At 45.0% G+C, this 22322-nt stretch carries 18 protein-coding genes; 10 read left to right on the top strand and 8 right to left on the bottom strand.

Annotated elements, in window-relative coordinates; genetic code table 11:
- Nucleotides 1-10: 10 nt before the first annotated feature.
- The 3 genes from IQQ51_RS15790 to ebgR all read right to left on the bottom strand — a co-directional run bounded on the left by IQQ51_RS15790 (nucleotide 11) and on the right by ebgR (nucleotide 4891).
- Nucleotides 11-463 carry a beta-galactosidase subunit beta gene (locus IQQ51_RS15790; protein WP_193841555.1) on the bottom strand — a complete coding sequence of 151 codons (453 nt, stop codon included), beginning with the start codon at nucleotides 461-463 and terminating at the stop codon, nucleotides 11-13.
- Between the two features lie 3 nt (nucleotides 464-466).
- On the bottom strand, nucleotides 467-3583 hold the full coding sequence (gene ebgA / locus IQQ51_RS15785) for a beta-galactosidase subunit alpha (RefSeq protein WP_193841554.1): 3117 nt from the start codon (nucleotides 3581-3583) through the stop codon (nucleotides 467-469).
- Between the two features lie 324 nt (nucleotides 3584-3907).
- A complete protein-coding gene (gene ebgR, locus IQQ51_RS15780; protein WP_193841553.1) occupies nucleotides 3908-4891 on the bottom strand; it encodes a transcriptional regulator EbgR in 984 nt (327 codons plus the stop codon).
- A 393-nt stretch (nucleotides 4892-5284) separates the two neighbouring features.
- On the opposite strand from ebgR, the gene galE reads away from it, so the two are divergent.
- From galE to galM, 4 genes are all read left to right on the top strand, one after another.
- A complete protein-coding gene (galE, locus tag IQQ51_RS15775; protein ID WP_193841552.1) occupies nucleotides 5285-6295 on the top strand; it encodes a UDP-glucose 4-epimerase GalE in 1011 nt (336 codons plus the stop codon).
- A gap of 193 nt (nucleotides 6296-6488) precedes the next feature.
- Nucleotides 6489-7544 carry a UDP-glucose--hexose-1-phosphate uridylyltransferase gene (locus tag IQQ51_RS15770; RefSeq protein ID WP_193841551.1) on the top strand — a complete coding sequence of 352 codons (1056 nt, stop codon included), beginning with the start codon at nucleotides 6489-6491 and terminating at the stop codon, nucleotides 7542-7544.
- 223 nt (nucleotides 7545-7767) lie between these two features.
- Nucleotides 7768-8928 carry a galactokinase gene (gene galK, locus IQQ51_RS15765; protein WP_193841550.1) on the top strand — a complete coding sequence of 387 codons (1161 nt, stop codon included), beginning with the start codon at nucleotides 7768-7770 and terminating at the stop codon, nucleotides 8926-8928.
- 111 nt (nucleotides 8929-9039) lie between these two features.
- Complete coding sequence (gene galM, locus IQQ51_RS15760; RefSeq protein ID WP_061038698.1) at nucleotides 9040-10119, top strand: galactose-1-epimerase; 1080 nt, start codon at nucleotides 9040-9042, stop codon at nucleotides 10117-10119.
- A gap of 219 nt (nucleotides 10120-10338) precedes the next feature.
- Here the strand turns inward: galM and IQQ51_RS15755 are convergent, their stop codons facing one another.
- The gene (locus IQQ51_RS15755; protein ID WP_048605550.1) at nucleotides 10339-11337 is read right to left on the bottom strand and encodes a substrate-binding domain-containing protein; all 999 of its coding nucleotides are present in this window, start codon (nucleotides 11335-11337) and stop codon (nucleotides 10339-10341) included.
- A gap of 197 nt (nucleotides 11338-11534) precedes the next feature.
- Here IQQ51_RS15755 and IQQ51_RS15750 point away from each other — a divergent pair, with 197 nt between their 5' ends.
- Entirely contained in the window at nucleotides 11535-11867 is a 333-nt protein-coding gene (locus IQQ51_RS15750) for a tRNA-binding protein (protein ID WP_017060796.1), read from the top strand.
- Between the two features lie 46 nt (nucleotides 11868-11913).
- Here the strand turns inward: IQQ51_RS15750 and IQQ51_RS15745 are convergent, their stop codons facing one another.
- The gene (locus IQQ51_RS15745) at nucleotides 11914-12468 is read right to left on the bottom strand and encodes a gamma-glutamylcyclotransferase family protein (protein WP_193841549.1); all 555 of its coding nucleotides are present in this window, start codon (nucleotides 12466-12468) and stop codon (nucleotides 11914-11916) included.
- Between the two features lie 289 nt (nucleotides 12469-12757).
- Here IQQ51_RS15745 and IQQ51_RS15740 point away from each other — a divergent pair, with 289 nt between their 5' ends.
- Nucleotides 12758-13942 (top strand): NnrS family protein, encoded by a 1185-nt coding sequence (locus IQQ51_RS15740; RefSeq protein WP_193841548.1) that lies wholly within the window; start codon nucleotides 12758-12760, stop codon nucleotides 13940-13942.
- A gap of 67 nt (nucleotides 13943-14009) precedes the next feature.
- Here IQQ51_RS15740 and IQQ51_RS15735 read toward each other — a convergent pair whose 3' ends face one another.
- A complete protein-coding gene (locus IQQ51_RS15735) occupies nucleotides 14010-15017 on the bottom strand; it encodes an adenosine deaminase (protein ID WP_193841547.1) in 1008 nt (335 codons plus the stop codon).
- 354 nt (nucleotides 15018-15371) lie between these two features.
- Here IQQ51_RS15735 and IQQ51_RS15730 point away from each other — a divergent pair, with 354 nt between their 5' ends.
- Nucleotides 15372-15689: a DUF3622 domain-containing protein gene (locus IQQ51_RS15730; protein ID WP_017056240.1), complete on the top strand. Its 318-nt coding sequence runs from the start codon at nucleotides 15372-15374 to the stop codon at nucleotides 15687-15689.
- Between the two features lie 203 nt (nucleotides 15690-15892).
- On the opposite strand, the gene IQQ51_RS15725 is transcribed toward IQQ51_RS15730, so the two are convergent.
- Nucleotides 15893-16939, bottom strand: coding sequence for a succinylglutamate desuccinylase/aspartoacylase family protein (locus IQQ51_RS15725; RefSeq protein WP_017060792.1), 1047 nt, complete (start codon nucleotides 16937-16939; stop codon nucleotides 15893-15895).
- A gap of 271 nt (nucleotides 16940-17210) precedes the next feature.
- Here IQQ51_RS15725 and IQQ51_RS15720 point away from each other — a divergent pair, with 271 nt between their 5' ends.
- Entirely contained in the window at nucleotides 17211-17750 is a 540-nt protein-coding gene (locus IQQ51_RS15720; RefSeq protein WP_048605541.1) for a DUF3332 family protein, read from the top strand.
- 117 nt (nucleotides 17751-17867) lie between these two features.
- Here the strand turns inward: IQQ51_RS15720 and IQQ51_RS15715 are convergent, their stop codons facing one another.
- Nucleotides 17868-19340: an aminoacyl-histidine dipeptidase gene (locus IQQ51_RS15715; protein ID WP_017060790.1), complete on the bottom strand. Its 1473-nt coding sequence runs from the start codon at nucleotides 19338-19340 to the stop codon at nucleotides 17868-17870.
- A 1064-nt stretch (nucleotides 19341-20404) separates the two neighbouring features.
- Between IQQ51_RS15715 and IQQ51_RS15710 the strand changes: the two genes are divergently transcribed.
- Nucleotides 20405-21694: an NCS2 family permease gene (locus tag IQQ51_RS15710; RefSeq protein WP_017060789.1), complete on the top strand. Its 1290-nt coding sequence runs from the start codon at nucleotides 20405-20407 to the stop codon at nucleotides 21692-21694.
- An 84-nt stretch (nucleotides 21695-21778) separates the two neighbouring features.
- On the top strand, nucleotides 21779-22243 hold the full coding sequence (tet(34), locus tag IQQ51_RS15705) for an oxytetracycline resistance phosphoribosyltransferase domain-containing protein Tet(34) (protein ID WP_009847475.1): 465 nt from the start codon (nucleotides 21779-21781) through the stop codon (nucleotides 22241-22243).
- Nucleotides 22244-22322 lie beyond the last annotated feature (79 nt).

Below are 22322 nucleotides of genomic sequence, written 5' to 3'. Positions count from 1 at the left end.
CTTCCGTTACTTACTTGTTAAGGAAGTAGCCGTCTTCAATGGTCACTTTCAGCACCACTTTGCGAACTCGGTTATCACCGTGAAAGCGGTAAGCTTTGCTGTTATCAAAGATCGCCACTTGGCCTTCAACTAACTCATGAGTCTCGCCGTTACCCATGAGGTGTTCACGGTCGGTTTCATCGCTGTAAGCTTGGGTCTGTTCAAGTTGAGACTTATCAGCGAACTCGACCGTTTCACGACCTTCCAAGTAGTAGTGCACATCGAAATAACGGCGGTTACCGGTGAAGTATTCGGTGTTACGAGCTACACCGTCTTCAATCATGTAAGCCAGTGAGTCACCAATGGAATACATCACGCCATCTTTGATGTTGCCGATGTTTTCAATCGCTTCTACACAGCGTTGCCATTTACGACCATCGCGGTAAACGACTTTAAATTGTTCTAAGGTGTCTAAAACGATCATCGCTTATGCCTCGTTCTGTTGTGGTTGAGTTGTTGGCGTATTTGCCGTGAAGAACTCATCACCAAAGTTATGATTGATTAGGTGCTGCGCGTCGCAATCGCCTGCTTGGAATGGAATCAGAGTTAAGCCGTAGCGGAACTCGTCCATGTACACGCGGTAAGAGTCGAGCACTTCGCTGCCCCAAGAGTTAGAGCCTAAGCCCATCACTTGGTGATCTAGGTTTAGCGTGATGTAACCGCTCTTCTCTAGCTCAATGGTGTGTTGTGCTTGGTGTAGGTTTTGATTGGTGTAGAACCATGCGCTGAAGTTGATTTCTTGCTGTGGTTTTACTGCAATACCATTACCCGCACGGCTTGAAAGCGCAGCCCAACGAACGTGTTGGCGGTTGCCGTTGTTTTGTGGGAACGGGTAGTTCTCGAACATGTCTGCCACGGTTGATTGGTAAACATCAATCATGTTGGCTTGCTTGCTGTCCTGGTAGTTCTCTTCAGGGCCGCGGCCGTAGTATTGAACTTGGTCGAAGTCGCCGTTGATACCCATATCGAAACCAATCACTGGAATCACGTGAGGGTAATCACCGTAACGCTCGCCACTTAGCTCAACGTTTAACTGACCTTCTGCACTGATCTGGTAGCGATATTCACAACGCATACCGAAATCAAATACTGGTGGAGCAATGATGCTGGTGGTCGTGATTTCAACCTTGCCGTTCACTTGCTCGACATTCACGAACTCAAGGTCAATGCTACGGAAGTGTTCCTGCATGATCTGTAGGTGTGCAGGTTCCCAGTAACCATCGTGTTCTTGCTTGTGGTTATCGATCATTGGCTTGAAGAAGTTGATTCGTGGTTCTGACTTGATCATCTCTTCACCATTGACCAACCATGACGTCAGTTTGCCGTTCACTTTCGAGAAGTTCAGCGCAAAGTTGTGGCCTTTGATTAGGTAAGCAAGACGAGACTCTTCAACATTCAGTGCCGTTGCATTGTTGTTAGTGAAAGCTTCAAGTTGTGCTGTGTTCTCTTTCACTTGGAACTGGTAAACCGCGATGTCGTGGTTCGCTTCGCTGTATGAAGTGCGAGAATCCTTGCGAACCGTAAAGTTCACAAACACTTCACGCTCATCAAATTGTGGCAAGCTAAGCGTCAGTTCGCGACTAGAGTTTTCAGCCAGTTCTTCAACCTTGATGTGCTGTACAGCAATGGTCTCACCTTCAGCGCGGATTTCCGCAGTGATGGTGTAGTCATCGATGTTTGAGAACCAAAGCTTGTTGTCTACTGTGAAGGTGCCCGTTTGTGCATCGAAATCGCGAAGCTTCACTGGGGCAATCACTTGTTTGTACTCTTTCAAGCCAGGGCCTGGTGTTTGGTCTGGGTAGATCAAGCCGTCCATGCAGAAGTTGTAGTTGTTCGGGTAGTCACCGTAGTCACCGCCGTACTTGTAGAACTCTGTGCCTGCTTCATCACGCGCTAGAATGCCGTGGTCACACCATTCCCAAACATAGTGACCTTGAATTGCGTCATGCTTGTAGAACACGTTTTGGTATTCAGTTAAACCGCCCGGGCCGTTACCCATTGCGTGTGCGTATTCGCAGATGATGCGTGGTTTTTCGTGTGGGAATTCACCGAAGGCATTCATCAGTTGAGCGCGTGAGTACATGGTTGAAATGATATCGACCACTTCAGCATCACGGTCTTCTTCATAGTGAACCAGACGCGTGTCATCAATTGCTTTTGCAGCATCGTACATAGAGCGGATGTTGCAGCCGTAACCAGACTCGTTACCTAGAGACCACATGATGATAGAAGGGTGGTTCTTTTGAGCGTGGATATGACGTTCGATACGTTCAACAAACACAGCTTCCCATGCAGCATCGTTAGTGATGCGGCTTAGGTCGCCAACGTTAGCAAAGCCGTGCGTTTCAACATCGGTTTCGCCCATCACGAATAGGCCGTAGATATCACACAATTCGTAGAAGCGAGGGTCGTTCGGGTAGTGCGCAGTACGTACTGAGTTGATGTTGTGTTGCTTCATCAACACTAAATCTTTCTCTACGCGATCCATGCCAACCGCACGACCTTTCAGGTGGTCGTTGTCGTGACGGTTCACGCCATGCAGCATCACGTATTTGTTGTTGATGTAGAACAGACCATCGCGAACTTTAATGTCGCGGAAACCAACGCGCTGTGGAATCACTTCCAACACCTTGCCGTCAGCGTCTTTTAGCGTCAGCAGCAGTTGGTACAGGTAAGGGTTCTCAGCGTTCCATTGAACTGGGTTAACCACATCAATAGAGAATTGAGTATTCGCATTGCCATCGACGCTTAAGTTATCTACAGAGCCTTGCGAGATAACTTGGCTGCCATCAAGCAATGCGTACTCAAGGGTTGCGTTTGCCGCTGCTGCTAGGTTTTCTAGTTCCACTTTGCACGACAGGGTAGCGCTTTGGTAAGCGTCGTCGAAGTCAGTGCGAACGGTAACGTCTTGAACGTGCAGTTGTTCTTTACCTACTAGGTAAACGTCACGGAAGATACCGCCCGTCCACCACATGTCTTGGTCTTCAATATAGGTAGAGTCGGCCCACTGCATCACACGAATAGAAAGTAGGTTGTTGCCTGCTTTTACTTGGTTAGATATATCGAACTCAGCGGTTAGGCGGCTGCCTTTGCTGAAGCCCACGTATTCGCCGTTTACGTAAACTTCGAAGTAAGTTTCAACGCCATCAAATTTGATGATGGTTTGTTTCTCGTCCCAGCTTTCGCCAAGGAAGAAAGAGCGTTGGTATGCGCCGGTTGGGTTGTCTGATGGTACGAAAGGCACATCAATTGGGAATGGGAAACCTTCATCTGTGTATTGAAGATCGCCGTGGCCTTCCATTTGCCACATGTTTGGAACCGTGATGTTGCCCCAGTCGCTCATTTCCTGAGAATAGAACTCTTCAGGAACCAATAGCGGATTGGTGAAATAGCTGAAATTCCATTGACCACTCAATAGTTGGAAGTGGCTGCTCAGTTCACGCTGAAACGTTTTTGCATTTTTTTCTGATGCGTACGAGAAGAAGTATGCACGCGGTGCCATACGGTTCTCATGTAAGTTCAGGAAGTTTTCCCAGTTGTTCACGTTGCCTCTCTCTCGGTCTGAATGCAGTTTGCTGACCGACGTTCTTATGCGTAATTGGGTCGTAGTGAATACGAGTATTTTTGGACTGAGGTAATTATTAGTAAAAGTTTTACTAAATGAAATTGGTGAAAACGTTTTACTTTAACTTCATCACGTTTTTTATGGTCTTTTTACGGTGCTGTGTGATCCACTTAAAAGAATGCTATTGGCTGTTTTATGCAGCAGGTTAAGGAGGGGAATATGTGTCGATTGATGTATGTGATGGGCACAAAAAAGGCCACCTTCAACAAAGGTGGCCTTTATTTATCTATTTGATATATTTAATTATTTTGTTGTGTCGCGCAGCTTAAGTTTGCTTGGTACATAGACACGTAGTGGGATAGTTCGGCCGTCACGTACTTTCTCAATCAGCAGGTTAACGCCTTGAATTCCCATTAGTTCAGAGTGAATACGAACAGTCGATAAAGATGGGAAGGTAAATTTAGCTGTTGGGATGTCGTTTACACTGATCAGCGCAATATCTTCAGGAATGTTTAATCCGTGCTCATGAACTGCTCGTAAAACGCCAATTGCGATGGAATCTGAGGCAATAAACATGGCTTTAGGGTAGTTGCCCGTCGCGAGCATCTGTTTTGCAAGCTTGTAACCTGAAGAGCTAGAGAAGTCACCACGGTAGATATCTTGCTCGCTGACAACGTTCTTGAGGCCACCATATTCAGCAAAAGCGACTTCACGAATATCAGGGGTGTTGACGTCGTCTTGGCCACCAATAAAGCCGATGCGCTCATAGCCTTGGTTGATAAAGAAGTTGGTGATCTCTTTGCTGATCAAAGCCAGGTCGATATCGACAGAGTCATAAGGTTCTGAGTGATCGGTAAAATCGACATAACAGATATTATCGCTCAGCTTCTTAGCTTGCTCGATAACCTCTGGTGTCATTCTTCCCACCAACAAAACACCGGTGATTGGCGCTGAGTTGATTTGTATTTTGTTTTCATAACAGTTGGTTAGCTTTACTTCCATCTTTTCACATTGGGTTTCAATCCCGTGGCGAATCGATAGGTAGTAAGGGTCGTTAACTTCCGCTTCTTGTTTGTAGTTATACAGTGCTAGAAAGTGGTGGTTTTGTTTTTTACTGCTAACGGTTTTTCGTGAGCTGCTGGTTTTGTATTCCAACTTCTCTGCAATTTCAAAGATACGTCTTTTGGTCTCTTCCTTGACGCTTAATGTTGGATCTTCATTGAGAACCCTTGAAACTGTAGCCAATGATACATTCGCTTCAGTCGCGATATCTTTTAACGTTGCCATACTCACTTCCTGTTATTGGAACATTGCGCTGCTTTGAAATTGGTATTTAGTAAAAAAGCAATGCACCTCTTTATTCTACAGACCTATTGTAATCAAACTGGACATCATTGCATTAACTTTTAGTAAAATAAATGCTCAACTCATCTGTGATGTCTCAAATCTAACTATCTATAATTATCTTATTAAAATTCAATGAATTAGAGGTTAACAGCTATACGTTCTCTCTATGTCATGATCAGTTCCAATGATGAAAGTTAGTGTAAACGTTTACACTTCGTGGTTTTGATCACAGAATTATAGTCAAAATGGCTGCTACTATTTCTGACATACGGTGCTACTGAGCTGAATGTCAGTTCGAGTTAGCCCACGAATGACGACAAAGAGAGGTTGATTGTGAAAGTACTGGTTACGGGCGGCATGGGTTACATCGGAAGTCATACATGCATTCAAATGATACAGGCAGGTATGGAGCCGATCATTGTTGATAACCTTTGCAACAGCAAAGAGCTAGTGCTGGAACGAATCGAATCGTTAACTGGCAAGCGACCAACGTTTTATCTTGGCGACATTCGTGACCAATCTTTTCTAGATAGCGTGTTTTCAGAAAACGATATCCAAGCCGTGATTCATTTCGCTGGCCTAAAAGCGGTGGGAGAATCAGTAGTTAAGCCTTTGGAGTACTACGATAACAATGTAAATGGTTCTCTGGTTCTAGCGCGCAGCATGAAGAAAGCAGGCGTGAAAAGCATTGTGTTTAGCTCTTCAGCAACCGTGTATGGCGACCCTGAGATTGTGCCGATCACCGAAAGCTCACCAACAGGTGAAACCACGAACCCTTATGGTCGCAGCAAATATATGGTGGAAGAGTGTTTGAGCGATCTGTTCAACGCGGAGAACGATTGGAGCGTGACTTTACTGCGTTACTTCAATCCAGTCGGCGCACACCCATCGGGCACTATGGGTGAAGACCCACAAGGTATCCCAAATAATTTAATGCCGTTTATTGCTCAAGTAGCCGTCGGTCGCCGTGAAAAACTGGCTGTTTTTGGAAACGATTACCCAACAGTCGATGGCACAGGCGTTCGTGACTATATTCATGTAATGGATTTAGCGGACGGCCATGTCGCAGCTCTAAAAGTGGTTGGCGAGAAAGCGGGTTTACACATTTACAACCTAGGTACGGGCAAAGGCTCAAGTGTACTCGAGATGGTTGAAGCCTTCGCACAAGCATCGGGCAAACCGGTTCCTTATGAACTTTGTCCACGCCGCGCAGGTGATATTGCCGAATGTTGGGCAAGCACTGAAAAAGCAGAGCGCGAGCTTGGCTGGAAGGCGACGCGTAGTGTGATGGAGATGACAGCGGATACGTGGAATTGGCAGTCGAATAATCCACAAGGTTACTAAGTAACTTTTAGGTTATTGAGAAAAGAGATTCCAGATATCTCGTACCTCGATTCTGGAATGACGAATTTAAAAACTACGATTTCTGAACGTCATTCCCTACAGCGAGGCACGAGCGTGATAGGGAATCTCCTTGTAGAAGAATTATTCATCTTGGTGAATTGACCAAGACACAAAATTTGAGAGCAATCTAAACATGTCAAAAGTTGAATTTAACCCAGTAGACCACCCGCATCGTCGTTATAACCCATTAACGGGTCAGTGGATCTTAGTCTCACCGCACCGAGCAAAACGTCCTTGGAGTGGCCAAGATGAAAAACCATCGACCGCGCAGCTTCCTGCGTACGAGAAAGAGTGTTTCTTGTGCCCAACCAATACGCGTATCTCGGGCGACGAAAACCCAGATTACGACGGCACTTACGTATTCAGTAATGATTTCGCGGCCTTGATGCCCGATTCACCTGACGCTCCAGAGTCTGAAAACCCTCTATTCAAGACTCAAGGTGTTCGCGGGTTGAGCCGCGTGATCTGTTTTTCTCCGGACCACAGCAAAACGCTGCCAGAGTTACCAGTAAACAAGATTCGCGGTGTTATCGACACATGGAATGAACAGATTGAAGAGCTAGGTAAAGACTACCTATGGGTTCAAGCGTTTGAAAACAAAGGTGAGACCATGGGCTGTTCTCAGCCACACCCACACGGTCAAATCTGGGCAAACAGCTTTTTACCCAACGAGATTGAACGCAAAGAGAAACTGTTAAAAGAGTACTTCGAACAACAAGGTTCGAATCTTTTAGTGGATTACGTTGACGCTGAAATGAAAGACGGCTCTCGCACTGTGGTTGAAACTGAACATTGGATTGCTGTGGTGCCTTACTGGGCAGCGTGGCCATTTGAAACCATGTTGCTACCAAAAACACACATCCGTCGTATGAGCGAACTGACTGACGAGCAGCGTGATGATTTAGCGCTTGCGATTAAGAAGCTGACCAGTCGTTACGACAACTTGTTCCAATGCTCATTCCCTTACTCAATGGGCTGGCACTATGCGCCGTTCTTCGAAGAAGGTACGGATATCGATCACTGGCAGCTGCATGCCTTGTTCTACCCGCCATTGTTACGCAGTGCTTCGGTTCGTAAATTCATGGTCGGCTACGAAATGTTGGCTGAGTCTCAGCGTGATTTAACCGCAGAACAGGCGGCGCAACGTCTGCGTGATTTGAGTGACGTTCACTACAAAGAGCAGGAATAGCCTACTTCGTAGATAACGAATGAGATTCCTGATATCTCGTCCCTCGATTCTGGAATGACGGCAGATGAGAAGCCCATAAGTTTAAGAGCTTAGAAGCTTGGTCGCTGATGTTGTCATTCCCTACCGTGAGAGACGAACGAGATAGGGAATCTAAAAGAATTAAAGTGGTGCCATGAAGGGGCCATAACCAATTGAACAAAGAGTTTAACCAGAGAGTTTACTTATGTCTGATCTAATCCAAAACGTGAAAGCATCTTTTGAGCAAGTCCTTGGTTACCAAGCGACTCATATTATCCAAGCACCAGGTCGTGTGAACCTGATCGGCGAGCACACTGACTACAACGATGGTTTTGTTCTACCGTGTGCCATTAACTACCAAACGGTAGTCGCAGCGACTAAGCGTGACGACAACATTGTACGCGTAGTATCAGTGGACTACGGTAATGCAGTCGATGAGTTCGACCTAACTCAAGAGATCACCTTCCAGCAAGACAAGATGTGGGCGAACTACATTCGTGGTGTGGTGAAGTGCTTAAAAGGTCGCGGCTTTGAATTTACAGGTGCAGACATCTCTGTAACGGGCAACGTGCCTCAAGGTGCAGGTTTAAGTTCTTCTGCGGCATTGGAAGTGGTGATTGGTCAAACATTCAAGGTGCTTTACAACCTAGAGATCAGCCAAGCCGAAGTGGCGCTTAATGGTCAACAAGCTGAAAACGAATTCGTGGGCTGTAACTGCGGCATCATGGACCAAATGATCTCTGCAGAAGGTCGCGCAAACCATGCGATGCTTTTGGATTGTCGTAGCCTAGAGACTCAAGCGGTTTCAATGCCAGAAGATATGGCTGTGGTTATCATCAACTCAAACAAGAAACGCGGCTTGGTCGACAGCGAATACAACACACGTCGTGAACAGTGTGAAGAAGCGGCGCGCATCTTTGGTGTTCCGGCACTTCGTGATGTGACCATTGAGCAGTTCAAAGCGAAAGAGTCTGAGTTAGATGAAATGGTCGCGAAACGTGCTCGTCACGTGATTACTGAAAATGACCGTACTGTTGAAGCGGCTCAAGCTCTGCGCACTCACGATATGAAACGCATGGGTGAGCTGATGGCTGAATCGCATGCATCAATGCGTGATGATTTTGAAATCACGGTGAAAGAAATCGATACGCTGGTTGATATGGTCAAAGAAGTGATCGGTGACCAAGGTGGCGTGCGTATGACTGGCGGTGGTTTCGGTGGTTGTATTGTGGCATTGGTTCCACCTGCATTGGTTGATGAAATCAAAACAACCGTTGAACAGAAATATCAAGCGGCGACGGGGCTAAAAGAATCTATTTATGTGTGCCAAGCGAAAGACGGAGCAGGCTTAGTTGAAGTAATCTAACGGCTTCGAGACTTAATATAGAGCTTACCAAGTAAAAAGATCATGGTAGGCCAAATACTAAAGCCTTTACTTCAGGTAGAGGCTTTTTACTGGCACTAGAAGGAATTTAGAATGACACAAGAGCAAAACCTGCATCAATCCATGACGCAGACTCCAGCCTATGATGGCCAACCCGCTCAGTTAGTGACGCTATCAAATACGCATGGCATGCAAGTGACATTCATGGATATTGGTGCAACATGGTTGAGCTGTATTCTGCCAGTAAAAGGAAACAAAAGAGAAGTTTTGTTGGGTGTTAACTCAATGGAGAACTTCGATAAACAAGCCAGCTATATGGGCACAACCGTTGGCCGTTATGCTAACCGCATTGCTAATGGTCGTTTCAAAATTGATGGTCAGAATTACAAGCTGGAAACCAACCAAGCGGGCAATACCTTGCATGGTGGCCCGAACGGATTTGATAAACGCCGTTGGAATATTGCTGAGCAAACCGAAACGTCAGTGGTGTTCACTCTAGAGTCTGCTGATGGCGACCAAGGATTCCCGGGGAATTTGAATGTGTCGGTGCGTTATGACATCACCGAAGACAATCGAGTGTCCATTAATTACTCTGCAACCACAGACAAGCCGACTGTAGTCAACCTAACGAATCATGCGTACTTCAATCTACTTGGCGCTGAAGCTGGACACGATTGTTTGTCACACATTGTCAGTATCAATGCTAATCAGTTCTTACCGACCAATTCGGTGGGTATTCCGTTAGGTAACCTTAAATCGGTGAAATCGACCAGCTTTGACTTCAATCAGCCTATGATGATCTCAGAGCGTTTGTTGGGCGATGAACAGCAGAAAGCAGCAAAGGGTTACGACCACTCTTTCTTATTGGCTGATGGCTGCAAACGCACTCAATGTGCCGCGACCGTAACCTCACCAGATGCGCTCGTCACACTAAAAGTATTTTCAACCAAACCTGCAATGCAGCTATACACCGGAAACTGGCTTGGTGGCACACCAAACCGAAGTGGTGGCAGCTATGAAGACTACGCTGGTTTGGCGCTAGAAACCCAGTTCTTACCTGACTCTCCTAACCACCCAGAGTGGAAGCAGGACAGTTGTATTCTCAAGCCTGAACAAGAATATAACTACAGTACCTGTTACCAGTTTGAATTTTCGGGGGATTCTTCAAACTAGTACGCTCTAGCTCAAAGTGGTTATGCCAATGTCTTTTGCTTGTGAATAGGATGACGTGAATTATCGCGTTTTTCTTGGGGGATGAGCAAAAGTGGCGCTCAACAAGAGTACGGTTTATTAAGTGCGATTGTTGAGTATCTGAGTAAGGTAGGAAAGCCCTAACAGAAGCGATTCTGTTAGGGCTTTTTTTTGTTTATTGCTTGATGAGTCGGCCAGAACTTAGACTTTCTCTACCGAATTGCGGCGTACCAGAGTTGGAGAGAACATCATTGGTTCAGTGGAGGTGTTTTCACCTTTGGCTAAGTGCAGCGCGAGTCGTGTCGCTTTCTCTGCCATCATCTGAATCGGGTAGCGAATAGTGGTGAGCTTTGGATGAACATAGCGGGCAATCAAGCCATCATCGAAACCGATGATCGACATTTTGTCTGGCGCTTGAATACCGTTTTCATCAAGGACAGACAAAGCACCTGCTGCCATGTAATCGTTGTACGCCACAATGCCAGTGATTGGCAGTGACTTAGTCAGAAGGTTAGTCATGGCGTATTCGCCACCGTCACTGGTGGGCGCTGAGTATTCAATATAGCTGTCAGAGAGCGCTATTTTGTAATCTGAGAGTGCTGCTAAGTAACCTTGGATACGCTCATCGGCATCTTCAATGCTATGTGATGAGGCGATACAGGCAATGTTCTTATGGCCATGGCGGATCAGATATTCCGTCGCAAGATACGCGCCTTTCTTGTTGTCCAAGAAAATACAACGGTTGGCAATCTCAGCAATATAACGGTTGATCAGCACTAAGCCTTTGACTTCTTTCGCATAGGCAATCAGTTCTTCGTCGGTGAGGCCTTTCGAGTGGATCACCAGGGCGTCACAACGGCTATTAATCAGCAACTCAATCGCTTGTCTCTCTTCTTCACGATCGTGTGAGCCATTACCGACAAGGATATGTTTTCCGTTCTCACGAGCGACATTATCGACAGCCTTAACCAGCGTGCCAAAAAAGGGATCGGAGATGTCACCGACCAATACGCCAACAGTGTTCGTGCTTTGGCTTACCAGCGCTCGAGCATTGGCATTCGGGCGATAGCCGAGTTTAGACATCGCTTTAGTTACAGACTCTACCGAGCTTGCACTCGCCTTGGGAGACTTGTTGATCACTCGAGATACGGTTGCAACAGAAACACCAGCTTCCTTTGCTACATCTTTAATTGTTGCCATTTTTAACCTCTATACATTGCTGCATCTATTTAACACCGACAATGATAGTAAGGCAACGAAACTCTCATTTTACTTCCAGTAATGAGATCTTTACCGCTTGTAATTATTAGGCTTAATGCTAGTGTAAACATTTACATTTTACTTAATTTTAGTAAATGATTTAATGAGTGAAAACAAATCAATATAGGAAGTGAGAAATGGATACTGTCTCTTATGGTGACTTTGCTAAGTTAGAAATGCGTGTGGGTAAGATCATTGAGGTTGTGCGTCATGAAAACGCCGACAAGCTCTACATCGTGCAAGTGGATGTTGGTGACAAGACACTGCAAACGGTGACCAGCCTAGTTCCTTACTACACAGAAGAAGAGTTGATGGGTAAGCAGGTTGTTGTTTTGTGCAATCTAGCGAAGGCGAAGATGAGAGGCCACACTTCTGAGTGCATGTTGCTTTGTGCAGAAACGGAAGATGAATCTGAAAGTGTATTGCTAACACCTGAACGTGCGATGCCAGCAGGTATTCGTGTCGTTTAAGCTCACTTTAGGTTGGTGAGTCAATGTGTTCACCAACCTAAATCAACTAGCTGCGTACAGTTAGTATCAAGCCATCAATCACACTGTGATGGTGATCGGAAACCCCAGCAAGGTTGCCGTATTTAGGCTGGTGGCGATCATTTTCTAATGGGTGATGCCAACCTTGTGTGTGTTTAACAAAATGCGCCGCAAAGCTTTCAGACACCTCTAAACATCCTGCTAATACCGTATCGACGTAGGTTTGAACGATAGGGCTGTTTTCGCAAGGTGCTTCAATCTCGTCTTTGATGTAAACCCAGATCGGTTGATCCTGTTTGAATTCATCTTGGCTTTCTATCTGAGAGGCCTTTAATTCGATACGGTGATAACCACGCTCACGGCGATCAAACTCAGCTAGTGAAATATCATCCACCTCAAGCAACACACCATTCACTTGTCCCTCACCAAGATTGACGATCAAAGGTGATAACACATAGCTGTCATCGATCTTGCTCCAATGGCGAATTAAGCCATGAACAATCGCAGGGATCGCTTGCCCTGTCTGACCGGTAAGCTGGCGTGAAGATGAGTTGATTAAACTGCCATAACCAAAAATATACATCGCATTCCTTGTCTGAGTTGTTCCATTTAAGTCTAGTCTTACTATATGTGGCGAGATACCAAAAGTCAGTAAGTTTCTATTTACACACCTATAGGTCTTTATGACTCTTTTGGTTGTGTTTTTTTGACTTGTTTATTGGCTATTGAATCTCGTGAGTCGCTGTTTTTACTGGTTTTATCTAATTGGCGCGTTTCATGCAATGTGATTCTGCATATTGCATCGGGTTTGATGCACACCAAATTTGGTTTAGGTAATACCTTGGCCGCTTATCTGAGAATTAGGAGCGAGTTTGTTAAATATCACAGATAAAAGTGTAGAAGACGCGATTCCAGCCTACCTGCGTTTAGGCTTTCGACCTTTCTTCTTTTTAGGCAGTCTCTATGCCGTGATTGCGATTGTAGCTTGGGTCATCATGTTTCAAAACGGTCAGCCTGAAATGCTAAAAGTACCGGCGCTTTGGTGGCACGTTCATGAAATGCTGTTTGGTTTCTCAATGGCGATAGTGGTTGGTTTTGTGTTAACGGCGGTACAAACGTGGACGGGTGTCAACGGCACCAAGCACTATCGATTAGCTGCGCTAGTCGGTTTGTGGCTCGCACCTCGTATTCTATTTTGGACACCCGCTCCGTTATGGTTGATCTCGTCGGTTGAGGCGCTGTTCTTAATCTTCGCCGCCTACGAAATTGGTTTCCGAGTCGTGAAGTCGAAAGGCTGGAAGAACCTGTTCTTTGTGCCGCTGTTTATATTGGCTATCGTGGCGAACTTTGCTAGTTACGCGACCATTAAGGGCATGCCTCCATTCCCATCGTCTGCAGTTTGGCAGGCCATGTTGTGGTGGTTTACTTTGCTGCTATCAGTGATGGGTGGGCGAGTTATCCCATTCTTCACGGCACGTCGTTTTTATTTCGAAAAAGCTCAGCCCTTGGTTTGGTTGGAATGGTTAGCCAATCTACCTTTGGTTGGTTTATTTGTGTTGAGCTTCTTCCCATTGACCTTTGCTCAAGTCGGCAATGAGTTGATGGTATTTGCAGGTGTGACTCAGTTGGTGCGCTTTATCCGCTGGAAACCTTGGACAACGCTATCAGAACCTTTGGTGTGGTCGCTGCATGCGGCTTATCTATGTATCCCTCTCAGCTTGCTGCTACGCGGTTTGCTAGACAACCCATTCGCGAGCCACAACATGCTGCACTTGTTTGCGATTGGCGGTTTGAGTGGTTTAATTCTGGCGATGATTACGCGCGTGACAATGGGACATACTGGGCGTGCTATCTATAAAGGGCCAAGTATGGCTGTGGCGTTCTCGGCTATTTTTATTGCGGCACTCGTTCGTAGTTTAGGTGTAACATTCTTCCCGGCGTATTTATTTGAGATGGTCAACATCAGCGCCGGTTTATGGACGTTAGCGTTCGGGCTGTTTATCTGGAAGTTCGGTATGATGCTGTTAACGCCAAGAGTGGATGGTCATCCGGGCTAAGCCAATGGGTTATCGAACCATACTGAAAGGGAAGCTCAGAGCTTCCCTTTTTGATCTTGATAACTTATTAAGTATTCGCAGCAAGGTATTGGCGTACCTGCGTGATGAGATCTTCCTTGGCGTGAGGTGAGATAAAACTGGCTTCGATGGCATTAATACTAAACTGCGCTAATTCGTTTTTCGTCAGTGGATGAGCATTGGCGACCGCGAGGAAGTTATCATTCATATAGCCGCCGAAGTAAGCCGGATCATCGGAATTGATGGTGACGCACAGCCCTTTTCTCAGCAACTCGACGATGTTGTGCTCTTGCATGGTCTCAAACACCTTGAGTTTGGTATTCGATAGCGGGCAGACGGTCAGCGGTGTACGTTTTGCTATTAGCTGTTCCATCAAATCTTCATCTTCTACACAGCGAACGCCATGATCAATTCGGGTAATGCTTAGTAAGCTCAGAGCGTCGATAATATTTTGTGCTGGGCCTTCTTCTCCGGCGTGTGCGACAGTCAGGAACCCTTGGTTGATCGCTTCTTGGAATACATGTTTAAACTTTTCTGGCGGATTGCCCTGTTCTGATGAATCTAGCCCGACGGCAATGATCTTATCTTTATAGGGAAGGGCTTGTTTGAGTGTTTCAAAAGCGCTGTCTTCATCAAGGTGACGCAGAAAGCACATGATCAGTTGGCTGCTGATGCCAAGTTCTTGTTCCGCTTGATTCAAAGCTCGAGTAATCCCGCCAACGATGACTTCAAAGTCAATGCCGCGTTCAGTGTGAGTCTGAGGGTCGAAGAATATCTCAGTATGAACCACATTATCTTGCTGGCACTTCAACAGATAAGCCCACGTCAGGTCGTAGAAATCTTGTTCATGAATCAGTACGTTTGCGCCTTGGTAATAGATGTCGAGAAAGGATTGAAGATTGTGAAACTGGTACGCGTCTCGAACTTGGTCTGGGGTCTCAAAAGGAATCGACACGGCATTACGCTTGGCGAGTTGGAACATCAGCTCTGGCTCTAGTGTGCCTTCTATATGTAAGTGCAGCTCAACTTTGGGTAAATTTTTGATGAAGCTATCCATAGCAACTCCTTAGCTATTTTAATTATGAGCGGAGTAGGTGAGACAGTAGAGTCTATAAACCTGAGTAAGTAGGTATCTCTTTCATTTATCTCTGTTTGAGCATAGTCCATTTCATTGTTGTCGATAAAACAGGGCTGAAGTTGATGGTGAATTGGAAGTTACGAACTAATTGAAATCAGGCGCAAACGATTTGCAGCATTGGAGTGTGATCCGCTGCAAATATTTGCAGCAATATTCATTGATTTGTGCTCTAATACCGCGCTTACCAAGGGATGGTGTTAAAAGATGCTCACTTAGATGGAGTTATCAAAGTTGACCGATCCCTTAATGATCTCCCTTAGGAAAAAATAGAACATGTCTAAGAACAAAAAATTTGATATCCGCCTTACAGAAAAACGCAACGGTTGGTGTGCAGAGATTACTCGTCAAGTAACGTCTCGCAGCACTACAGTATCTAAGCGTGAGTCTGGTTTCGAAACTGAAGCTCTAGCACAAGAGTGGGCAGAGAAAGAGCTAGCATCTTTCATCGCTAACCAAGCTGAACGTAACGAGCGTAAATCAGAGCAGCGTAAAGAGCGTGACGAACTACGTCACACTAAAGAGCTTAAAGCTGAGCAAGCACGTGAAGCGCGCGCTAAAGCTCGTGCAGAAGAGCAAGAAGACGCTGAGTAATTCAGTGCATGACTAATTTATAGATCCCTTAATTTTAAGATAAGGGATTTGTGAAAAAAAAGCCCCGATACAACTTTTTTCTTTCTAGTTAAAAGTGTATTGGGGCTTTTTAGTTTGTGGAGTTCTGTTTTATTGTGTTTAAGAGCACTGTTTTGGCTTCTCGCTTTTAACGTCGAGCTCTTAAACTGTTAAGCATTGTCTGATCAGTTATTCAGTGCAGTTAGCCAATCATCTTCTGCCACTTCTTCAATGTAGCTTTCTACTGATTGTCCTACTTCTTCATCGTCTTGCTTGAAGTAAGCGATGTGGAACACAGCATCACCTTCGTTGACCAAAGGTAGAGTCTGCTGACCAATCACGATACCGCCTTTGGTTGTGATCACTTGGCCTTCTTGGTGACCCAATGGAGAGCTGATGTAAGCAAGGGTTTGTCCTGCTTCAACCTGTTCGCCAAGTCTTACCATGTTACGCAAAATACCGTCTGATTCAGCGCGGATCCAGCTGGTGGATTTACTCAATACTGGCTCTGGTAACTTCTTACGGTTAGGGCGCAGCATGCCGATTTCTTTCATCACTTGGTGCACGCCAAGGTAACCCGCTCGAATTGCTAGGTGATCAAAACGCAGTGCTTCACCACCTTCGTAAGTTAATACAGGAATACCCAGTTTTTCCGCTTCGCTACGCAGTGAACCGTCGCGCAGTGGAGAATCAATGATCACGGGTGTTGCGAACGCTTTTGCGATGCGAAGTGTTTCAGGGTTCGATAGGTTTGCACGAATCTGTGGCAGATTGGTACGGTGAATCGCGCCCGTGTGTAGATCCAGAATGTAATCACAGTGCTTTGCCACGTTCTCGAAGAAGGTGTAAGCGATGCGTGATGTTAGCGATCCTTTCTCACTGCCAGGGAAGCAACGGTTTAGGTCACGACGGTCTGGTAGGTAACGAGATTTATGGATAAAGCCAAACACGTTAACGATAGGCACAACAATTAATGTCCCTTTCAGTTTCTTTGGATCGATAGCGTTCGTCAGTTGTCGTGCGATCTCAACACCGTTTAGCTCATCGCCGTGGATAGCCGCATTTACCATCAGTGTTGGGCCTGCTTGGCGACCGTGAATAATTTCAATCGGGATCGAAAGTGGAGAATGCGTGTAAAGCTGAGCCGCTTGCAGTTCAATCTCCATTCGCTGTCCTGGCTGAACAGTATAACCAAGTAATTCGAATGGTTGATTAGGTTTTAGTCTTGCCATTTAGGTTGTTCTCAACATGGTGATAATTCGTTAACACGGAATGTAGCAATCGTTGATTTTTAGTACGAATCAATCGCTTTACGGTGACGACAAAAGTTTTTTATGAAGGGGCTTCTGAATTGGTTTCAGTTTTTTATTTGGCTAATTGAAGGGTGTTTCAAATTGTGAATTTTCTGACAATACATTGATTTAGCGCTGATATTTGTTACTCAGTTCGTTGGTATTATCCACCGCCATTTTTTGGCGGCCAAATTCAAATATCGAGATCAAAATGAAAAAAACAATTTCAAAAGTTGTAGCACTAGCGGTGGTATCTGTTGCTTTATCTGGCTGTGTTGGTAGCAACGCAGTAACGGGTTACCTAATGAAGTTCAACATCAAGGCTGTTGATAACCGTTACGCTCGTGGTGGTTTGAACATGCTACTTGCACCTGCATACGGTCTAACAGTTGCTGCCGATTACCTAGTATTCAACTCACTAGAGTTCTGGACAGGTAGCAACCCACTAACAGGTGCTCCGCACATCTTTGATACTAAGACTGATACTTACCTAGACATCAACCACCAACTTGATCCGTCTCTAACGGAAGCGCCAGTGGGTCCTATCACGAGTGCAGATGTGATCGAAAAAGGTCAAATGCAGCAGATTGATGAAAACACGATCCAAATGGACATTACTTACCAGTCTGGTGAGCGTGCGACGTTAATCGGTGTTCGTGATGGCGAGATGGTGACTTACTTCATCGATGGCGAAGTTGTGGCACAAACTTCAATTGATGAGCTAGAAAGCTACGCGGCTTCACGCGCTTAATCTAGATTGATTCATTAGATACAAAAACAGGTACTCATTGAGTACCTGTTTTATTTTGTGTCGATAAACGGTGTTTACTGTAAAACACCATTTATTAAACAAACATAGCTTATCGAATTAAGCTTTTTCTGGGATCGCTTCAAGCAATGCCACCATTTGGTTCCAGAATAGCTCAACGGTGTCGATCTTCACTTTCTCATCAGGAGAGTGCGGGAACTTGATGGTTGGGCCGAAAGAAACCATATCCATGTTCGGGTAAGGTTCTTTGAATAGACCACACTCAAGACCAGCATGGATAACCATGATGTTTGGCTTGTGACCGTAGATACCTTCGTACATGTCGCGGAAGATATGCATGATTTCTGAATCTGCGTCTGGTTTCCAGCCTGGGTAAGCACCAGAGAACGCGATGTTAGCGCCCGCTAGTTCAGCAACAGAGTGAAGCATGCTTTCTACTTGGCTACGACCTGAATCGATAAGAGAACGGATCAGGCAAAGCACTGTGATTGAGTTCTCTTCTGTTGTGATAACACCTACGTTTAGAGACGTTTCAACGACACCTTCAATCTCGTCACTCATACGAATCACGCCGTTTGGACATGCGTTAAGTGCTGCGATAAAGCGAGCTTGGTCTGCTGACGCAAGTGCGCCCATTTCTACAGAAGCCTCTTCATTGAAAGTCACGATGCTGTCTTCTACTTTGCCTAGCTCTGTTGAAAGCAGCTCAGTGTAGTAGTTGTATAGTGAAGCCAGTTTTTCTTGGTTTGCCGCAGGAACAGCAACCGTTACGAAACCTTCACGAGGGATCGCGTTACGAAGGCTACCACCTTTGAATTCGACGATGCGAAGGTCTAGCTCTTTTGCGTGACCCGCTAGGAAGCGAGCAAGCAGTTTGTTTGCGTTTGCACGACCTGTGTGGATGTCACAACCAGAGTGACCGCCTTTTAGGCCTTTTAGCGTTAGCTTACGTGTTACAAAGTCAGCTGGAATCGCGTTACGTGCAATTTCAAATGTCATTGCGCCGTCGATACCGCCAGCACAACCCATGTACACTTCGCCTTCTTGCTCTGAATCGGTGTTAAGAAGGATATCGCCTTCTAACCAACCCGCTTCAAGACCGAAAGCACCAGTCATGCCTGCTTCTTCATCTACTGTTAGTAGAACTTCGATAGGGCCGTGCTGGATTTCGTTTGAAGCAAGAACCGCTAGGCAAGAAGCCATGCCCATGCCGTTGTCAGCGCCAAGCGTTGTGCCTTTAGCTGTAACCCACTCACCATCAATGTATGGTTGGATTGGATCTTTAGCGAAGTCATGAACTGTGTCTTCGTTCTTTTGTGGAACCATATCGATGTGAGCTTGTAGCACGACACCTTTTTTGTTTTCCATACCCGCCGTTGCTGGCTTTTTGATGAATACGTTGCCCGTTGGGTCACGACGTACATCTAGGCCTTGCTCTGTTGCCCAAGCAATAATGTATTGAGCAAGCTCTTCTTCATGCTTAGAAGGGTGTGGGATTGAGCAAATCTTATCGAAGAACTGCCAGATAGGGGCAGGGGATAATTTACTGATCTCAGAATGGAATTCAGACACGGATGACTCCTTTTTTATTTAATAACCATATATTTAGGTTTTGTATGGGTAAAAACCTAGAACAAAAATCTAAAATATGGGTCTGTTTTGATGGCAACAGCATACCACTTGAGCGTTTTGACGAGTAGCGGTTCTAAACCTCAAATAGCTCAAATTTTGAAAGCGATCTTGTCCACCTGATCACAATTAAGCGCCTTGATGCTTATAAATGGCGCAAGCAAACGTTTGTTTAATTCTATTCTGTAATTTAATTACGAAAATAAGTTTGCAAAATAACCGTAAATGGCAAAAAGTGTGACGTATAGCAAAAAATACTTGTAATCTTTTTTCTTTAGGGTATATTAATAACCAACTTCTGAGATGAAGAGTAAATGCTCAAAGGATGAGTCCGTTTTATCGCCTCCAAGGAACCGAGAAATCAAATTCGTTTTTTATTGATTTATTAAGGTGATAGTTATGAAAGGTTTACCATCTGCAATGTTCTGGATTAACAGCTCTGTTTACACTAGCAACTTTGCATACCCTACAAGCTTTGGTTACTAATACCGTAAGCATGTAACTCGAACAGTTTTGTTCACCCCTATATATTGGAATTCTTTTACAGCCCTTTTGGTTGACAGATTCTACCGCCACTCAGTTTTGAGTGGCGTTTTTTTTGCCTGCTACTTTTCCAAACCGCTTTCGCTTGTCACTTTCCCTGCAGTTCTGCGTGGTTGTTTTTTAAACGCCGAAATATCAATTTGCGCCTTATTACTGATCCTGTTGAAAAATACATAACTATTGTGGGTTTGAATTCAGAATTTACTGGCTAGATTCTCAATGAAAATAACCGATGGTAGAAAAAACAACCAACTAATTTCATTGAATGTAATGTTATTAATTGTTTGTTTTTAAACACTATTTACCGCTAATGTTTTTATTTTTAATCGCTTTGTTTCATACGGCATTCTGATAAATATCGATTAGAGCCTTAATTCTATCTGGAATTTGTTATTTGATAACTTTATAATCCACAGCCAATCGATTACGCAACCGTTTACTTTTTACCCTTATAGGATTCGATAATGTTCGAAAAGCTATTCAAACTCAGTGAAAATGGCACCAATGTGCGCACTGAAATCATCGCAGGTCTAACAACCTTCCTAACAATGGCTTACATCATTTTTGTAAACCCAATGATTCTAGCTGATGCTGGTATGGACCATGGCGCTGTATTTGTAGCAACCTGTTTAGCGGCTGCTATTGGCTGTTTCATCATGGGCTTTGTTGCTAATTACCCAATTGCTCAAGCTCCAGGCATGGGTTTGAACGCATTCTTTACCTACGCTGTTGTAATGGGTATGGGTTATACGTGGCAAGTTGCTCTGGCAGCGGTTTTCGTATCCGGCGTAATCTTCATCTTCTTAAGCATCTTTAAGATCCGTGAATGGATTATCAACTCGATCCCTATGTCTCTGCGTGTTGGTATCTCTGCAGGTATCGGTCTTTTCTTAGCGTTTATTGCTCTTAGCAATGCAGGCATCGTTGTTTCTAACCCAGCAACTAAAGTTTCACTGGGCGACATTACCGCGATTGCTCCTATCTTAGGCTCACTTGGTTTCTTCCTAACGATTGCTCTTGTTCACCGTGGCGTGAAAGGCGCAGTAATGATTGCGATTCTAGCTATCACAGCTCTTGGTATTGTTATTGGTGACGTTCAATACGGCGGCATCATGTCTACACCACCAAGCCTTGCACCGACATTCATGCAGCTTGATTTCTCTGCGGTATTTGAAATCGGTATGATTTCAGTGGTATTCGCATTCTTGTTCGTCGATTTGTTCGATACAGCGGGTACTCTGGTTGGTGTTGCAACGAAAGCAAACCTAATCAAAGAAGACGGCAAACTACCTCGCTTGAATAAAGCACTGCTTGCTGACTCTACAGCAACATCTATTGGTGCACTGCTAGGTACATCAAATACTACTTCTTATGTTGAGAGTGTTGCGGGTGTCGCTGAAGGCGGTCGTACCGGTCTAACGGCTGTTGTTGTTGGTATCTTATTCCTATTGGCTCTTTTCTTCTCGCCACTTGCAGGTATGATTCCGGCTTACGCAACATCAGGTGCACTTTTCTATGTAGCAATTCTGATGATGTCTGGCTTAGTTGGCATTGATTGGCGTGATCTTACGGAAGCAGCACCAGTCGTGGTAACATGTCTGCTTATGCCGCTGACGTACTCTATCGCTGAGGGTATCTCACTAGGTTTCATCGCTTACGCTGCAATTAAGCTGCTAAGTGGTAAAGGTCGCGACGTTTCACCTGCTGTGTGGGTAATGTCGGCTATCTTTATTCTTAAATACATTTTCGCTTAATCGTCTAGATTTCTGCTTAATCGCTGAAGAGGCTATGTTTGAAATAGCCTCTAATAACATGACAAAATTATTAGGTTTTATACTATGAGCAACAAATTCGTTATCACTTGGGACAACATGCAGACTTACTGCCGTCAACTTGCTGAAAAGCAAATGCCAGCAGAGCAGTGGAAAGGCATCTGGGCTGTAAGCCGTGGTGGTTTAGTTCCTGGTGCAATCTTGGCTCGTGAGCTAGGTATTCGTCACGTAGATACGATTTGTATTTCTAGCTACGACCACGATCACCAACGTGATATGACAGTAGTTAAAGCACCTGAAGGTGACGGCGAAGGCTTCCTAATCGTTGAAGACTTGGTTGATAGTGGTGACACTGCACGTAAGCTTCGCGAAATGTACCCTAAAGCGAAACTGATCGCTGTATGTGCAAAACCATCTGGTGCTGATTTGCTAGACGAGTACATTGTTGATATCGCTCAAGACACATGGATTGAGCAACCTTGGGATACTAGCCTAAGCTACGTTGAGCCAGTAAATCGCAAGTCAAAATAAGCGTAAACTTAGTTTTTTGAGAAATGACCCTTTATAGGGTCATTTTTTTTTATATTATTAGTGACAACCATTTCTTATT

It is taken from the genome of Vibrio sp. OPT18, assembly GCF_015163615.1.
In the GTDB taxonomy this organism is placed as follows: domain Bacteria; phylum Pseudomonadota; class Gammaproteobacteria; order Enterobacterales; family Vibrionaceae; genus Vibrio; species Vibrio coralliirubri.
The sequence above is the reverse complement of the archived record's forward strand: the minus strand, read 5'-3'. Positions and strand labels throughout refer to the sequence as shown.

Excerpts from the sequence above, each read along its gene's own strand:
- IQQ51_RS15755 (WP_048605550.1), bottom strand. The coding sequence starts at position 11,337 with ATGGCAACAATTAAAGATGTAGCAAAGGAAGCTGGTGTTTCTGTTGCA.
- IQQ51_RS15750 (WP_017060796.1), top strand. The coding sequence starts at position 11,535 with ATGGATACTGTCTCTTATGGTGACTTTGCTAAGTTAGAAATGCGTGTG.
- galK (WP_193841550.1), top strand. The coding sequence starts at position 7,768 with ATGTCTGATCTAATCCAAAACGTGAAAGCATCTTTTGAGCAAGTCCTT.
- IQQ51_RS15720 (WP_048605541.1), top strand. The coding sequence starts at position 17,211 with ATGAAAAAAACAATTTCAAAAGTTGTAGCACTAGCGGTGGTATCTGTT.
- IQQ51_RS15730 (WP_017056240.1), top strand. The coding sequence starts at position 15,372 with ATGTCTAAGAACAAAAAATTTGATATCCGCCTTACAGAAAAACGCAAC.
- IQQ51_RS15735 (WP_193841547.1), bottom strand. The coding sequence starts at position 15,017 with ATGGATAGCTTCATCAAAAATTTACCCAAAGTTGAGCTGCACTTACAT.
- IQQ51_RS15790 (WP_193841555.1), bottom strand. The coding sequence starts at position 463 with ATGATCGTTTTAGACACCTTAGAACAATTTAAAGTCGTTTACCGCGAT.
- IQQ51_RS15710 (WP_017060789.1), top strand. The coding sequence starts at position 20,405 with ATGTTCGAAAAGCTATTCAAACTCAGTGAAAATGGCACCAATGTGCGC.
- ebgR (WP_193841553.1), bottom strand. The coding sequence starts at position 4,891 with ATGGCAACGTTAAAAGATATCGCGACTGAAGCGAATGTATCATTGGCT.
- IQQ51_RS15745 (WP_193841549.1), bottom strand. The coding sequence starts at position 12,468 with ATGTATATTTTTGGTTATGGCAGTTTAATCAACTCATCTTCACGCCAG.
- galM (WP_061038698.1), top strand. The coding sequence starts at position 9,040 with ATGACACAAGAGCAAAACCTGCATCAATCCATGACGCAGACTCCAGCC.
- IQQ51_RS15725 (WP_017060792.1), bottom strand. The coding sequence starts at position 16,939 with ATGGCAAGACTAAAACCTAATCAACCATTCGAATTACTTGGTTATACT.
- IQQ51_RS15770 (WP_193841551.1), top strand. The coding sequence starts at position 6,489 with ATGTCAAAAGTTGAATTTAACCCAGTAGACCACCCGCATCGTCGTTAT.